The sequence below is a fragment of the Paludibacter propionicigenes WB4 genome, from assembly GCF_000183135.1.
Taxonomy (GTDB): domain Bacteria; phylum Bacteroidota; class Bacteroidia; order Bacteroidales; family Paludibacteraceae; genus Paludibacter; species Paludibacter propionicigenes.
Window position 1 is genome coordinate 1,905,741 of sequence record NC_014734.1, and the last position, 16,139, is coordinate 1,921,879.

The 16,139-nt window shown below is 37.4% G+C and carries 9 protein-coding genes; all 9 read left to right on the forward strand.

Annotated features, from left to right (window positions below; all coding sequences use genetic code 11):
• The first annotated feature begins 684 nt into the window (after positions 1-684).
• The 9 genes from PALPR_RS08030 to PALPR_RS08070 all read left to right on the forward strand — a co-directional run bounded on the left by PALPR_RS08030 (position 685) and on the right by PALPR_RS08070 (position 15,899).
• Entirely contained in the window at positions 685-2,091 is a 1,407-nt protein-coding gene (locus PALPR_RS08030; RefSeq protein ID WP_013445121.1) for an O-acetylhomoserine aminocarboxypropyltransferase/cysteine synthase family protein, read from the forward strand.
• Between the two features lie 748 nt (positions 2,092-2,839).
• Complete coding sequence (locus PALPR_RS08035) at positions 2,840-6,055, forward strand: SusC/RagA family TonB-linked outer membrane protein (RefSeq protein ID WP_013445122.1); 3,216 nt, start codon at positions 2,840-2,842, stop codon at positions 6,053-6,055.
• A 12-nt stretch (positions 6,056-6,067) separates the two neighbouring features.
• Positions 6,068-7,492: a SusD/RagB family nutrient-binding outer membrane lipoprotein gene (locus tag PALPR_RS08040; protein WP_013445123.1), complete on the forward strand. Its 1,425-nt coding sequence runs from the start codon at positions 6,068-6,070 to the stop codon at positions 7,490-7,492.
• Between the two features lie 145 nt (positions 7,493-7,637).
• Positions 7,638-8,876, forward strand: coding sequence for a C45 family peptidase (locus PALPR_RS08045; RefSeq protein WP_013445124.1), 1,239 nt, complete (start codon positions 7,638-7,640; stop codon positions 8,874-8,876).
• Between the two features lie 24 nt (positions 8,877-8,900).
• Complete coding sequence (locus tag PALPR_RS08050; protein ID WP_013445125.1) at positions 8,901-9,920, forward strand: TlpA disulfide reductase family protein; 1,020 nt, start codon at positions 8,901-8,903, stop codon at positions 9,918-9,920.
• Positions 9,921-10,292: 372 nt separating this feature from the next.
• Positions 10,293-10,955 carry a helix-turn-helix transcriptional regulator gene (locus PALPR_RS08055; RefSeq protein WP_013445126.1) on the forward strand — a complete coding sequence of 221 codons (663 nt, stop codon included), beginning with the start codon at positions 10,293-10,295 and terminating at the stop codon, positions 10,953-10,955.
• 85 nt (positions 10,956-11,040) lie between these two features.
• Positions 11,041-12,264: an anaerobic sulfatase-maturation protein gene (locus PALPR_RS08060; protein WP_013445127.1), complete on the forward strand. Its 1,224-nt coding sequence runs from the start codon at positions 11,041-11,043 to the stop codon at positions 12,262-12,264.
• Positions 12,265-12,458: 194 nt separating this feature from the next.
• Positions 12,459-13,409: a PstS family phosphate ABC transporter substrate-binding protein gene (locus PALPR_RS08065; protein WP_013445128.1), complete on the forward strand. Its 951-nt coding sequence runs from the start codon at positions 12,459-12,461 to the stop codon at positions 13,407-13,409.
• A gap of 126 nt (positions 13,410-13,535) precedes the next feature.
• Positions 13,536-15,899 carry a sulfurtransferase TusA family protein gene (locus PALPR_RS08070; RefSeq protein WP_013445129.1) on the forward strand — a complete coding sequence of 788 codons (2,364 nt, stop codon included), beginning with the start codon at positions 13,536-13,538 and terminating at the stop codon, positions 15,897-15,899.
• Positions 15,900-16,139: the final 240 nt, after the last annotated feature.

The following is a 16,139-nucleotide window of genomic DNA, read 5'->3' on the forward strand; positions in this document are numbered from 1 at the left end:
TATTAAGGTATTTCATTAGTTGTTTGTACGCCCTATCTTTGTATCGTTATATTTATGAAATATATAGTAAACAAATTCTGTAAATTTTATTTTATGAACTCATTATTTATGTACATGTATATGTGTTGCTGTCATTATCATTTCAATGACCGGTCTAGACGCTTGTGCATATTCGTAAAATAGATTTTACAAACAAACAAAAACGCAGCCGGTCAGGAAAACTGATCGGCTGCGTTTTTTTATACATTCAATTGTTATCTTTTGTACACATATTTATTTTGTTTAGTAACGCTTATAAGTTGTTTTTCTTCGATGTGAATCGCGGAAAAGCAATAAATAGGCATATTTTAAGGTAAGGTTTTTATTACCAATCGATAGATCTTTTTTTGATATTAATTTAAAATTATTTTTTACGATGTGAATCGGGTGAGGATAATGAATAATGGCTAAAATTAGAAGATTTGTTACTGAAACAGGGTCTTTTAAAATTGAGTTATTGTTATTTAGTTTTATTGTTTCTATCCATCGTTTTCCTTTAATGCAAAAAGAAGGAAAATGATGGATTGTTTCAATTTTTTAGCAGACCGAAATTATAAGAATTATAGACTCTCAACATAAACATAATCCAGCAAGAATTTCCAACAGATAATCATCTCTTTCTTCTTGCACTAAAAAAATAATATTATGGCTGGTTTTTCTATCTCTTTTCAAAAAGCATTGGCTAAGCTTCTCAACCTGAAGCCCATTAAACATAGTGTTGAATCTTTAAAAAATCAAGAAATCGTGGCAACAACTAAATTGAAATTTGAAACCCTGCAAGTACATGCAGGTCAGGAAGTGGATGGAACAACTCATGCACGTGCATTACCAATTTATCAGACAACCTCTTACGTGTTCGACGATGCAAAAGATGGTGCAGATCTTTTCGGACTACGTAAGTTTGGAAACATATACACCCGCTTACAAAACCCTACGACAGATGTGTTTGAAAAGCGCATTGCTGCATTGGAAGGTGGCGTAAGCGGGTTAGCTACTTCATCAGGTCAATCGGCTCAGTTTATAGCCTTGAACAATATCATTGAGGATGGCGATAATTTTGTATCAACACCTCATTTGTACGGAGGAACTTACAACCAGTTTAAAAATCAGTTTAAACGATTGGGAGTGGAAGTCCGGTTTACCAAAGATGATAAACCCGAAGAATTTGAAGCTCTGATTGACGAAAATACCAAAGCTATTTATCTGGAAACAATCGGTAATCCTGAACTTAATGTTCCTGACTTTGATGCCATTGCTGCGGTAGCAAAGAAGCATGATATTCCGGTAATCGTAGATAATACTTTTGGTGCCGGCGGTTATTTGTTCCGTCCGTTGGAACACGGTGCTTCGGTAGTGGTCGAATCTGCAACCAAATGGATTGGCGGTCACGGTACTTCCATTGGTGGTGTTATTGTAGATGGAGGAACATTCAACTGGGGTAATGGTAAATTTCCTTCATTTACCGAACCTTCGGATAGTTATCACGGATTGGTTTTCTGGGATGTGTTCGGAGCTAACGGTCCGTTTGGTAACATAGCTTTCAATATTCGTGCACGTGTAGAAGGACTTCGCGACTGGGGAAACACTATCAGTCCATTCAATTCTTTCTTGCTGGTGCAAGGCATCGAAACACTTTCATTACGTGTCGATCGCCATGTACAGAATGCACAGGCTTTAGCGGAATGGTTGGAGAAACATCCTAAAGTGGAATATGTGAACTACCCGGGGTTGAAGAGTAGTAAATATCATAACCTGGCTAAAAAATACTTTCCAAAAGGTCCGGGCTCGGTGCTCACTTTCAAAATTAAAGGCGATCCCAAGAATGCCGATATTTTAATAGATAATGTGAAGCTATTAAGCCATTTAGCCAATGTGGGTGATGCTAAGAGTTTAATCATTCACCCTTCAGCCACTACTCACGAGCAACTTTCGCCGGAAGACCAGATTGCTTCAGGTGTTGCTCCCGGATTATTGCGCCTATCTGTTGGTATTGAAAATATCGAAGATATCAAAGCGGATATTGAAGAAGCATTGGAGGCAATAAATGTATAAGATTTTATTGAAGCAACGACGTTTATTTTAGTTGGGGTTATATCTATAAATATATTTAGCCGTCTTTAAATTTATCGATTATTGCTGATATAGTATTGAATATAAAGATAAAATGACATCCGATCAAGTAATATTGATTGGATGTTTTTTTTATTGAAATTTCATAAGTTTTAATTTGTAGAGATCCTATAAATGTATTGAAATATAAAATATACCTCTATTCGGGTATATAAATGCCATAAAAAGGGTATTGATGTACAAACCGCAATAGTCTAATTTTGCACTATCTAAATAGACCTTAATACTATGTAACATTAGGCTGATGTAAAAATAATACTTAACACATAAATGCTATAAGATGCAAAAATATATTCATCACATAATAATACAGAATATTTCGATCATTGTTTCTGGCGAAAAGAAAATAATTCGTCAGGTGTTCAATCAGATTTTCTCTTTATTTGGAATTATGTTTACTTCGAAATTAACTTTTTCGCTTTCTTCTTCCACCCGAATGGGCTGCTGCATGTAGAACAGGTGCGCCCTTTTATTCTGATCCCAATACTTCATTCTGAATGGCGGATCGACAAATTCTCAATTTTCAATTTCAAACTTAATTATGTTGTTCGAATCATTATTCTTTTGGTTCGATAAGGCTAATAGTATATTCTTTTTTTAAACAACAAAGCTTTCTAAGTACTTCATTAATAAAATGATTGCAAAGTTTGCTATAATTTAAATAATCTATATGACAAAAAAACTTTTATTTCCAAAAAACAAAAAAGGACGAAATCAGTATGCTCGTAAAAGTGTTGTCACCCTTTTACTTGTGGTGTTGACTACTTTGTCAGTTTATGCACAACAGATTATCGTTAAGGGTGTAGTACTTGATGAAAGTACAAAACTATCTGTGATTGGTGCTACAATCAAAATTAAAGGACAGAATGGAGGTGCCGTAACCGATGTAAAGGGTGACTTTAGCCTGAATGTAAAGTCGCTTCCTATAACTTTATTGGTGTCGAGTGTAGGATATAAAAATCAGGAAATTGATGTTTATGAAAACGAACCTGTGACGGCTTATCTTTCGGAAAATGTAAACAGATTGAACGAAGTGGTGGTTACCGCATTGGGTATTTCAAAAGAGAAAAAATCGCTGGGTTATACTATGCAGGAGCTCAAAAGCAAAGACCTTCAAAATACAAAAGAAACCAACATTCTTAATAGTATAACGGGTAAAATAGCCGGAGTCAGAATTACTAATTCGCAAGGTGATATGGGATCTTCACGTATCGTTATTCGTGGTGAAACGTCAATAGCCGGAAATAACCAACCGCTGTTTGTTGTCGATGGAGTGCCGGTAGATAACTCACAGTTGAACTATGGTGGAGCAACCCGTGATTTCAAAAACGCTATTGCCGATCTAAATCCTGAAGACATTGAATCGTTAAGTGTATTGAAAGGGCCAAATGCGGCAGCTCTTTACGGATCGCGTGCTGCACACGGTGTGATTCTTATCACCACAAAATCGGGAAAAGGCCAAAAAGGTCTGGGCGTGACGTTGACCTCCGGTATTACCGTTTCTAATGTTACCACTTTACCCGATTATCAGAACGTATTTGGACAAGGATCAAATGGTAAGTTTAGCTATGTAGATGGTAAAGGAGGTGGCGTTAATGATGGCGTTGATGAAAGTTGGGGACCCAAGATGGATGGTCGCCTCATTCCACAGTTTTACTCAAATGGGGTAGCTGTACCGTTTGTGGCTCATCCTGATAATGTGAAAGACTTCTTCAATACCGGTCTTACTTTTGATAATGGTATTTCTGTAGCCGGATCCGATGCAAAATCTGATTTCCGTTTGGGAGTAAATAACCAAAAACAAAAAGGAACAGTACCTAATAGTGAAGTAAACAAAACAAACTTCTCAATTAACGCTAACTATCAATTATCCAAGAATATAAAGGTAGGCGTTACAGCTGACTATGTTGTTACCAGTGCTCCAACCCTTCCGGGCGGACCATCAGGTAACCGTGCAGCCGGGGTAATGCTTCAGTTCCTTTGGTTCGGACGTCAGGTTGACATCAACGAATTGAAGAATAACTGGAATAACAACTGGAACAATAGCTATTACAGCAATCCGTATTGGAATGCTAATTATAATACTACCAGTCAGCAACGTAACCGCTTAATTGGTGATATTCATCTGGAAGCAAAAATTATTGATGGACTTAACTTCAAATTCCGCACGGGAACCGATTATTATAATGATCGCCGAAAATATACGATCAAATATGGTACAAGCGGAACTCCTTTCGGATCCTATGCCGAAGATGCTTACACTGTTGACGAGAAAAATACGGAGGCTATCTTGCAATATACTAAGAAGCTGAATGAAGATTTTAGTTTAGATGCTCTTGCCGGATTCAATGTTCGTAACCGCAGCTATGCTAATAATTACCAAAAAGCACCACGTTTAGCGGTACCGGATTTGTATACGTTGACCAACTCGCGCGATGCACTTACTTCGTCGAACTCATTTTCAAAATTGAGAGTGTACAGTGGTTACGCGTCAGCTCAATTGGGCTATAAGAATTATGCCTATCTGAACCTGACAGCCCGTAATGATTGGTCGTCGACATTGCCTAGCAGTAACCGTTCATATTTCTATCCATCAATCAACGGAAGTTTAGTATTGTCCGAAGCATTGAACCTGAAGAGCAATACGCTTGATTTCTTGAAAATACGTGGTGGTTGGTCGGAAGTTGGTAATGATGCTGATCCTTACCAATTGTCAACCGTTTATAATTTTCAAACAGCATTCGACGGAAACCCGATTCAAACATCTTCGCAAAAGAAACTGAATCCGGATCTGAAACCGGAAACAACACGTTCTACTGAGTTAGGTCTTGAGTCATCTTTCTTGAAAAACAGAGTGCATTTTGATGTTGCATATTATAATACCAATAGTTTTGACCAAATTCTGGAAATAAAAACAACTGCAGCAAGCGGTTATACTTCACAGTTGATCAATGCAGGTAAAATAAACAATCATGGTATCGAAATCCAGTTGGATGGAACTCCTATTGAAGGTCGTAATTTCAAATGGAATGTAGGTTTAAACTATTCAAGCAATAAAAGTAAAGTAGAAATTCTTGACTATGATGGAAAAATTCAAAACTATACAATTGGTTCTTCCGGCGGTGTAGACGTATTGGCATCGGTTGGAAAAGCTTACGGTACATTGTACGGTACGGCATATCTGCGCGATGCAAATGGAAATATCGTAGTAGGTGCTAACGGATTGCCGAAAGCCGATCCTCAAAACAGAGTGTTGGGACATTATACTCCCGATTGGTTAGGTGGTATCACCAACACGATTACTTACAAACATCTTGAATTATCGTTCCTTATTGATGCAAGTGTAGGTGGAAAAATATTTTCAGGAACCAACCGAACAGGTATTTATACAGGGGTGCTAGCACAAACTCTTCCTGGTCGCGATGCAGCTCACGGCGGACTAAACTATTATTACCCGGGAAATAACACTGCCGGTACAAAGACCTTACTAACAACTGCTACTGCTCCAAATGGTGAAACAGTATATGATGATGGAGTTATCTTTACAGGTGTATATGCCAATGGATCACCCAATACTCAGGTAATCAGTGCTCAGGAGTATTACAAAGCGTCCTATAATATCAGCGAAGCTTATGTTTACAGTTCAAGTTTTGTGAAGTTGAGAGAAGTAAAACTTACTTATAATTTCAATAAAAAGCTGATTAAGAAGATCGGATTTGATGGAGCCAGTATAACTGCTACAGGTCGTAATCTCTTCTTTATTTACAAGTCGGTGCCTAATATCGATCCTGAAACAGCATTCAACACGGGAAATGCTCAAGGACTGGAAAGTCTTGCATTGCCAACTACCAGAAGCTTTAGCTTTAATGTCAATCTCAAATTTTAAAAACACGAAATTATGCTAAAAAATATATTATATATAATCATATTCGCACTTGCATTAAGCTCTTGCAACAGCACATTGGATGAAATCAATAAAAATCCAAATGCAACTGAAACGCCACTGCCACCTTACCTGTTAACCAGCACTTTAAAACAGGGTGCCGATCTCTACTGGGGTTCGGAAAGTAATTTTAATTCATCGTTGTTGTTTGTTCAGCAATGGGCAAAGATTCAGTATGCCGAACCAGACAGATATGATGTATCTAACACTAGTTTCACCTCTTTGTGGAACACAGGCTATTCAACACTTATCACGGACTTGAACACGATTCTGAATTTCTCAGATCAACAAGCTAATTCAAACTATAAAGGAATTGCGCTGACATTGCGTTCTTGGACATTCCTATTGCTGACAGATGCTTATGGAAGTATTCCTTACAAAGAAGCTGGTCTGAAAGTAACGCCGGCTTATAATACTCAAAAAGAAGTGTATACCGGTTTGCTCGAAGATTTGAAGCAAGCTCAATCTTTGCTGGGTACTGCCAATGGTACTGTTACAGGTGATTTGGCTTATAAAGGCAATATTGCGAAATGGAAAAAACTGGTGAACTCGCTTCGTTTGCGTATTGCGTTACGTATTTCGGATAAAGAACCTGCATTGGCTAAACAAGCAGTGATTGATGCAACTACGGATGCAGCTGGTTTAATTAGCAGCAACAGTGAAATATTCCAGTTTGTTTACACCAGTTCGCCACAGCAAAATCCGGCTTCAGCATGGTTCGAGACCCGAGATGATTATCGCATATCTAAGACTCTGGTTGATAAATTATATGAATTGTCCGATCCGCGTTTACCGGTCTATGCTCAATTACCTTCAGATGCTAGTGTAGGAAAATACGTTGGTGGTGCTAATGGATTGTCAAACAGTGCTGCTAATAGTCAGGGTTTTGCCAAAACATCAAAACCGGGTACTTACTTCCTGACTTCGCAATCACCGGCAGTAATTTTCACTTACTCCGAAGTGTTATTCGATCTTTCTGAAGCTGTGGCTCGTGGTTACATTGCAGGTGATGCTGAGCAATTCTATAAAAATGCAATTACAGCATCATTCAACCAATTTGGCATTACCGATGCAACCGTTATCTCCAATTATCTTAACCAGTCAATTGTGAAATACGATGCAACGAATTATGCCAAGTCAATTGGTATACAAAAATGGATTGCATTTTTCGGACAGGGATTGGATGCTTTTGCAGAATGGAGAAGACTTGATTATCCTCAGTTGACTGCAGGTCCGGCTACTGTTTTGGACGGACAGATACCTTCGCGTTTCTTCTATCCGGGAACTGAGCAATCGTTGAATGGTGCTAGTTATCAGGCTGCAGTAGCTGTACAGGGGAAAGACATACTTACTACAAAATTGTGGTTTGATGCCAAATAAGCTGTGCTCTGAAAAAAATAACCAGCTGTAGTTTTCAACTACTATCTTAATAATTCAATACAAAGTCATTCAACAATTATCATTCTTTTTTAAAGGAGATAATTGTTGGATGCATTTTGTTTAAAAAAATAATGAATCCAAGCATATGAAACAGAGAATAACCGTGATTCTTACAATTCTTATTGTTTTTTTCTCATTCAAATCGTTACAGGCCTGTACTACTGCCGTTGTTTCGGGGAAATATACCGCCGATGGGCGTCCTATGCTTTTTAAACAACGGGATACGCCTCAATTGGAAAATAAGTTGGTAGCTTTTCAAGATGGAAAATATCCTTATCTTGGATTGGTAAACACCAAAGATACACTTGGTAAAGAGGTATTTGGAGGTTTCAATAAAGCCGGGTTTGCAATAATGAATTCGGCTTCGTACAATCTGAATCCAAACGATTCGGGTAAGGATGATGGAGCAGATGGTTTAATTATGAAACAGGCTTTACAAAAATGCGCTACGTTGGCCGATTTTGAGCGTCTGCTCGATTCGCTACCGAAACCGTTGAATGTAAGTTCAAATTTTGGTGTTATTGACGCCAAAGGAGGCGCTGCTTATTACGAAACAGGCAATTACAACTACAAAAAGTACGATGCCAATAATCCTGATACAGCTCCATTCGGTTATATCATCCGTACCAATTTCTCATATTCTGGGGACAGATTACAAGATAAAGGATTGGCAAGATATGAGTCTGCTCAGGAGTTGTTTTCTCAGGCTTCATTGAACAACTCGATCTCGGTTGATTTTCTTATTGATGTAACCCGTTATTTAAAACATGGAATAACTAAAACAGACCTTTTGTCATTAGCTCCCGACAATGGAGCAAAACCTGTTTTTGTAGCTTTCAGAGATTATATCCCAAGGTATCTTACAGCATCTTCTATCATCGTTCAAGGAGTAAAAGTGAATGAATCTCCTACTCAAACCGTTTTATGGACAATTCTGGGATCTCCTTTAACCACAGTTGCCATTCCTGTTTGGATAACTTCTACACTGGATTTGCCCAAAATTCTTATAGCTGATAAGACCGGTGGCTCTGCCAAACTCAACGAATGGTCGTTGACATTGAAGAAACAGTTGTTCCCGATTGAAAGAGGCGAAGGGAGTGATTATATCAATCTGGCTGCTCTGATTTCGAAAGATAAGAAAGGTATTTTACAGAATTTATTGCCAATTGAAAAGCAAATTCTGAATCAGGCAAACACGAACTTGATTAAGTGGCGCAGTCAACCTACGGTTAATGAAAAAGAAATCATTGGTTTTTATAATTGGGTAGATAAGTTTGTTACTCAGTCTTACCATGATGCTTTCAATATACCGGCTAGTTTATAAACAACAATTTAAAATAGAAAAGAAATGAAACTCAATAAAAAATACTGGATGGTAATATTGCTGTTGGTTGCAACTATGTCCATTCTGTTGGCACAACAGAAAGCAAGGAATAAACAAACTCCTCCGCATTTTTTGATCAATGGGGAAATCAATCTCCCATCGGGAACCATTTATCTAAAAGGCTTCCATAATAAGATTTTTTTCAACATTGATTCTACTCAAATAATAAACGGTCATTTTAAATTCAAAGGTAGTGTAAAGAATCCCGATTTATTTGGGTTAAGTACAGACAGAAATGAAACGTTCAACCCATACTATATTTTCATCGAAAATACTCCAATAAAAGTGCTCATTGATACAGCTAATCATCATCCAATCAAAATATATGGTTCAGCTTCAAATGATCTTTTTGAAAGTTTCAAAGCCGCTCGCAGAGGATATAAAATTGATTCGCTTATAACAGCTCAACCCCAATCACCCGTGGCAGCTTATATTTTATATCGTAATTATGCTAATGATTTATCGGTGAATCAGCTTGAAAAGAATCTTGCACTTTTCGATCCGTCATTAGCTGATTTGAGTTACATTAAAGAACTGAAAGAAATTCTTGCAATAAAAAAGCAGGTGGATGTTGGGCAGAAAGCCATTGACTTCTCGGCATTAACACCTGATGGTAAATTATTGAAACTTTCTCAGTTCTATGGTAATTATTTATTACTTGATTTTTGGGCTTCGTGGTGTGGTCCTTGCCGACGTGAAAATCCCAATCTGGTGAGAATATATAATAAATTTAAATCTAAAGGATTCAATATCTTTGCCGTATCACTAGATCAAAAAAGAGAAAACTGGATAGAGGCGATTTCTAAAGATAATTTAACTTGGACGCATGTATCTGATTTGAAGTTTTGGAATAGTGAACCTGCAAGATTGTATGCTGTACGGAATATACCCTCTAATGTATTAATTGACCCTCACGGAAACATCGTAGCACGAAATCTAAGAGGAGAAGAATTAGAGAAAAAACTGGATGAAGTCTTTAAGTGATTGTTGATTGTTTAAGCTATAATCATATACCCCAATTATGGTATGTAAATACTATGATTGGGGTATTTCGTATACCTCAAAATAGTATGAACTTTGCAAATAAATTAATGGATATCTAAAGGAACATTAAAAATGAAGGATAATCTTGTTTACCCATTAATTTCTGGAAACAGAATTTCTACGCAATGATATACTGTCATTCATTCAAATTAGGATGCTAATATTATACTAACTATCTACCCGATATATCATACAAAAGTTAATGCTCAATTATAAAGCATTTCTATTATCAGCTTTTGAACATAAGTAAAATTTCTTTATTGGAAGAAAGTACTTACACGAACAAATAATCACACAACATAACCGAAATTAATGGACGAAGCTACTTTTATAATTGCTGAGAATTGCGATTTATGTCGATTGGGACTCACTTGTATCATTCAAGATCAAGTCCAGTCACCTACTATTGTGACAGTTTCAAGTAAGTTGGAATTGCACAAGGCGCTGCTGTATAATGAGGATGCAACTGTCATCATTGATTTTGAAAGCTTGGCCATAGATAACATAGAAGAAGTAATCGTACTATCCGACTGTTTTCCACGATCTAATTGGTTGTTTATGGGTGATATTCCTGATGAGTCTTTTCTGATGCCATTAACTGCCTCCTTTGAACGAGCTAACTTTATTCTCAAATCAAACGAGTACGATGTGATCACCATGGCTATTTTGGATACACTTTCCGGCAAAAAGTATTTTTGTAGCGAAGCACTTCAGATTATCATGGATGGGCATAATCGAAAAAAAGAATCTTCCGGTAAACGAGATTTGCTTACTCACACCGAATTGGAGCTTATTCAGTTATTTACGCAAGGGAAGACTGCAAAAGAAATTGCCGATTCGCGTTGTCTGAGTCACCACACCATTAATACACATCGCAAGAATATATTTCGCAAACTGGAAATCAACAATGTACAGGAGCTGATCAAGTTTGCTTTGAAAAATGGCTTGGTAGATCTGACAGAGTATTATATCTAGGATATTATTAATAGTTTTTTTCAAGCAATTAAAGACGATTTTGCATTGACAAATCGACAAAAATTCTATTCACTGCTGCAATCATATGAACAAAACCATTCAATTCAACCCGCTGAAATATCCTGTTTACGTTATGGCCAAAGCTATTGGTCCGGCTTGTAACCTGCGTTGCAGCTACTGCTATTACCTAGATAAAAAAAGTTTAAGCCCGAATAATAGTTCCAATAGAATGAGCGAAGAAACGCTTGAATTATTTATTGAACAATATATCAATGCTCAACCGGGTGAAGAAGTGCTTTTTACATGGCATGGTGGAGAACCTCTTCTTATGGGAATTGAGTATTATCAGCGTGCCATTCGCTTACAAAAGGTTTATGGGCGAAATCGCAGGATAGAAAACGTATTGCAAACTAATGGAACTTTACTTACCGAGGAATGGTGCAAATTTTTCAAGGAGAATAATTTTCTGATCGGACTTTCTATTGACGGCCCGGAGCATTGCCATAATCGATATCGACGGACTATCGGTAACGATGGTTCTTTCCAGAAAGCAATGAATGGAATAAAATTGCTTCAAAAACATCAGGTAGAATTCAACGTACTGTCGGTGGTAAATGACTACAATGCTCAATATCCGCTCGAAGTATATCGTTTTTTCAAACTAATAGGTGCTAAATACATTCAATTTTCGCCAGTTGTAGAAAGGTTGAATGCAGAATCAGGATTGCTTACCGCACCTGATAACACGGAAGGAAAGCTCACTTCGTGGTCGGTTGGAGCATTGGAGTATGGACAGTTTTTGTCAGCTATTTTTGATGAGTGGGTTCGAAATGATGTAGGACAAATATATGTTACAACCTTTGATGCTACGCTAGCGGGCTATGTTGGAGTGGCGCCATGTACCTGTATTTTTTCAGAGACTTGTGGTCATGCGTCAGCTCTCGAAGCTAACGGTGATTTGTATAGCTGCGATCATTTTGTTTTTCCGGAATTTAAGCAGGGAAATATCCATCAAAAAACCATTACAGAAATGATGCTTTCGCCGGCACAATTCAAATTTGGAAATGACAAGCGTGATAAGTTATCATCAGCATGTAAACAATGCCAATTTCTGAAAGCATGTCATGGGGAGTGCCCCAAGAATCGCATTCTAAAATTGTCAGATGGATCGGCTCACAATTATCTCTGTTCAGGTCTTAAACACTACTTTAATCATGTACATCCTTACATGCAGTTTATGGCTAATGAGTTAAAACATAAGCGCCCACCTGCTAATGTTATACACTGGGCAAGAGCTAAAGATATTTGATATGTTTTTTGCTTTTCAGAAAGTGTCGTTGATTTGGTTTTTTATACAAAGATGAATACCATAAACAGGGTAGAGAAATACCATCTGAATGGGATTGTGCAAATCTCCTAATTGTGAGAACTTTGTACAAGTGAAAGATTATACAGATTGGTTTTGTATCGTAAGTTTAAATATCATCATAAATAAAAAAATATATGAAAAAGATTGTAACATTAACACTCGTATTTGCGGTTATTTTGGGACTTACCAATCAGGTACAAGCCCAAAAAAATGAACTTAAAGGACAAATTTCATTATCAGGGGCTTTTGCTCTTTATCCATTAGCCGTTAAATGGGCTGAGGAGTTTAAAAAACTTCACCCTAATGTCAAAATTGATGTTTCTGGTGGTGGAGCTGGTAAGGGAATAACTGATGCCTTGGCAAAAGTTGTAGATTTAGGTATGGTTTCAAGAGAAGTTAAACCGGAGGAAGTTGCTCAAGGTGCATGGTTTGTAGCCGTGGCGAAAGATGCCGTTGTGCCAACTATCAATGCAAAGAACCCTAAAATCAAGGAATTGTTGGCTAAAGGATTAACACAGGCTGCTGCAACCAAAATCTTTATAACCGAAGAATATAAAACATGGGGACAAGTATTGGGTGTACAAAGCAATATTCCGCTTCATCTTTATGTACGTTCAGATGCATGCGGTGCCGGCGAAACCTGGGCTAAATATCTTGGAAATAAAAAACAGGAAGACCTGAAAGGGACTGCCGTTTTTGGTGATCCCGGAGTGGCATCGGCTGTTCAGAAAGATCCACTTGGTTTGGGTTATAACAACATAGCATATGCCTATGATTTGAAAACTAAAAAACCAAATTCCGGCATTTTGGTATTGCCTATTGATGTAAATAATAATGGAAAGATTGATGCTGCCGAAAATTTTTATGCAACATCTAATCAATTGATTTCAGCTATTGCGCAAGGTAAGTATCCTTCACCTCCTGCTCGCGATTTGTATCTGGTTGCAAATGGAAAACCTACAAATCCTGCAGTAGTTGCATTTTTGAAATTTATCCTTACCGAAGGTCAAAAATACAATGTTCCAAACGGTTATATCAGTCTGCCAAAAGAAAAATTGAATAAAGGAATTGCCAAACTGAAATAAAAGTCCAATAAATATCCAAGGTCGACTTAACGGAAGTTTAATTCGTCCTAAATTATAATACTCATCATAATACAGCTATCCCAAAGTTCTTTATAGGAGGAACTTTGGGTGCTTTTTCTATTTGAAATGTACAAATTACCAACTACTCTCACAGAAGATATTGCTTACTTCGGAACACTTATTGATGATTTCCATCAGGGAAAGATTGAACCTGTAAAGTTTAAAGGAACGCGAGTGCCAATGGGTATTTACGAGCAACGTAAAGATGGGACATACATGGTTCGTGTTCGTTGTACCGGCGGATATATCAGCCCGCAACAACTAAAGCAAGTGGCTCTGACTGCTCAAAGCCACCATTCTACACTATTGCACATCACCACTCGTCAGGAAATTCAGATTCATCACATTAGCATCGATCAGGTGAAAACGATTTTACCCGAACTGCAAAAGGTTGAACTATCATCGAAAGGTGGCGGAGGTAATACAGTACGTAATTTTTTGGTAGATGTAAACAGCGGCATTAGTCACACCGAAGTTTTTGATGTGTTGCCTTATGCCGTAGATTTGACTACCAAGTTAATTGCTAAACCTGACTCATTCAGTTTACCTCGCAAACTGAAGATTGCATTCTCTACAAGTGAATCAAAGGCGGATTTTGCTGTTATTAATGATTTGGGATTTATTGCTACGATTAAAGATGGAAAACGAGGTTTTAAAGTTTATCTGGGTGGTTCGGTGGCATCAAATCCAACGCTTGGATGGGAATTGTTCGATTTTGCTCCCGAGGAAGAATTAATCAATATAGCTATTGCCGCCAAAAGATTTTTCAATAACCACGGTAACCGTAAGAATAAGCATAAAGCCCGAATCCGTTACATCTTTTACAAAGAAGGTGAAGAAAAAACCAAAGAATTATTCTTCAATTACTACAATGAGATTAAAGCTAAAGAGAATGTAGTTTATACTCCCGCTAGTTTGAATTTTGAATATAGAAATCCTTCATTTGCAGCATCTGACGTACATTCTTCTGAATTTGAATTGTGGAAGAAACAGCATGCATCGTCTCAAAAGCAAAACGGACTTTTCTCTACTATCGTTTCTTTTGTAAATGGGAATACTGATAGTGAAACACTGTTGAAAATTGCCGGTTTTGCTTCTGAATTTGGAAATGACGTATTGCGTTTCACAGCTCGTCAGCAACTTCAATTACGAAATATTCCCGAAAAATATCTGGGAAATGTATACCTCCTGCTTAAGGAACTGAATATTCCAACAGAACTTCCGGTTGTTATAGATAATATCGTTTCTTGTACCGGAGCTGATACCTGTAGATTAGGCATTTGTTATTCTAAGGGTGCTTCGCTGGCTTTACGAAAAAAACTGGGTAAAAGTAAGCTGAATTTAAACGAGGTTAGCGAATTGCAAATCAACATTTCAGGTTGTCCTAATTCATGTGCTCAGCAAATTTGGTCCGACATAGGCTTTTCAGGTAGAGTGGGACGCAATGAAAGAATGTATGCAGCTTACAATGTATATGTTGGTGCTCAAAAAGGAAATAATCCACAGTTAGGCGAGGCTATAGGAACAGTAAGTGCCAAAGATTTGCCACAATTTACGGAAGATATTTTGGCGGATTACATTAGTGTAAAAGTTGCGCACTCTTCATTCCGAAACTATTTGGATGCTAATGGCAAGGACAAAATAAAATCGTTGGTAGAGAAATACAAGGACATTCCCGATTTCGATGAGGATAAAAACTATTATTACGATTGGGGAAGTGAGGAACTCTTCTCGGTTGCAAACAAAGGACCGGCAGAGTGTTCGGCGGGATTGTTTGATATGATAGATGTAGATTTGAATTTTATCAAACAAGGTTTTGACTCATTGAAAAGCGAAACAGAAGCAAATAAGATTAATCAAATCCTGTTTGACATCGTTTTTTCGTCAGCGCGCATGTTGTTGGTGACTAAAGGAGCAGAGCCTAGAATAACTGCTGAGGCTTTTGAACTTTTTATTGATAAATTTATAAACGAAGGCTTGGTGGACGAATCGTTTAAAGACTTGGTAAAAATTGCTCAAACCAATCCGGATACTGATTTTTCAACAAGAAAAGAGGAGATCGTCTCATTGTCTGATGCGGTAATAAAATTGTACGAAGGCATGGACGATTCTTTGCAATTTAAAGTTCCTTCTACGAAACAAATTGAAACGCAACAGGAAAATCCTGTTCAGGAAATAAAAACAACCGACGTTGATATTCGCGTAAAAGACTATCGTGGGGTGGCTTGTCCGATGAACTTTGTAAAAACAAAAATTGAACTGGCGACCATGAAATCGGGTGAATTGTTAGAGATCTGGCTTGATGATGGACAACCAATTCAAAACGTACCGGGATCGGTTCGGAATGAAGGCCATCAAGTGGTTTCAGTAATTCAGGAAGGTCTTTTTTGGAAAGTTATGATTAGAAAAAAAAGATTTTCATTTGGTTAAAAACTCTTGTCTGAGACTATTCAAAAAGAGGTTTGATAAATTGTAAAAGGTTATGAATTCTAAGTGGTAGCTGTCCTCAAAAATCATAAACAATGTCAATGTGTAAAATCCTAGAAACGAAAATAAATGTGCAGTCATTATGGTTTTTAATAAAATACTGTAATCACAATTGTTTGGCATATAGACATTCCATAGTTAGGCAGCTATTCTTTAATTGAATTTAGTACGTATTTATAATAC

What these genes read in the sequence shown, in the direction of transcription:
- PALPR_RS08030 (WP_013445121.1), top strand. Translation starts at nt 685, where the DNA reads ATGGCTGGTTTTTCTATCTCTTTTCAAAAAGCATTGGCTAAGCTTCTC.
- PALPR_RS08035 (WP_013445122.1), top strand. Translation starts at nt 2,840, where the DNA reads ATGACAAAAAAACTTTTATTTCCAAAAAACAAAAAAGGACGAAATCAG.
- PALPR_RS08040 (WP_013445123.1), top strand. Translation starts at nt 6,068, where the DNA reads ATGCTAAAAAATATATTATATATAATCATATTCGCACTTGCATTAAGC.
- PALPR_RS08045 (WP_013445124.1), top strand. Translation starts at nt 7,638, where the DNA reads ATGAAACAGAGAATAACCGTGATTCTTACAATTCTTATTGTTTTTTTC.
- PALPR_RS08050 (WP_013445125.1), top strand. Translation starts at nt 8,901, where the DNA reads ATGAAACTCAATAAAAAATACTGGATGGTAATATTGCTGTTGGTTGCA.
- PALPR_RS08055 (WP_013445126.1), top strand. Translation starts at nt 10,293, where the DNA reads ATGGACGAAGCTACTTTTATAATTGCTGAGAATTGCGATTTATGTCGA.
- PALPR_RS08060 (WP_013445127.1), top strand. Translation starts at nt 11,041, where the DNA reads ATGAACAAAACCATTCAATTCAACCCGCTGAAATATCCTGTTTACGTT.
- PALPR_RS08065 (WP_013445128.1), top strand. Translation starts at nt 12,459, where the DNA reads ATGAAAAAGATTGTAACATTAACACTCGTATTTGCGGTTATTTTGGGA.
- PALPR_RS08070 (WP_013445129.1), top strand. Translation starts at nt 13,536, where the DNA reads ATGTACAAATTACCAACTACTCTCACAGAAGATATTGCTTACTTCGGA.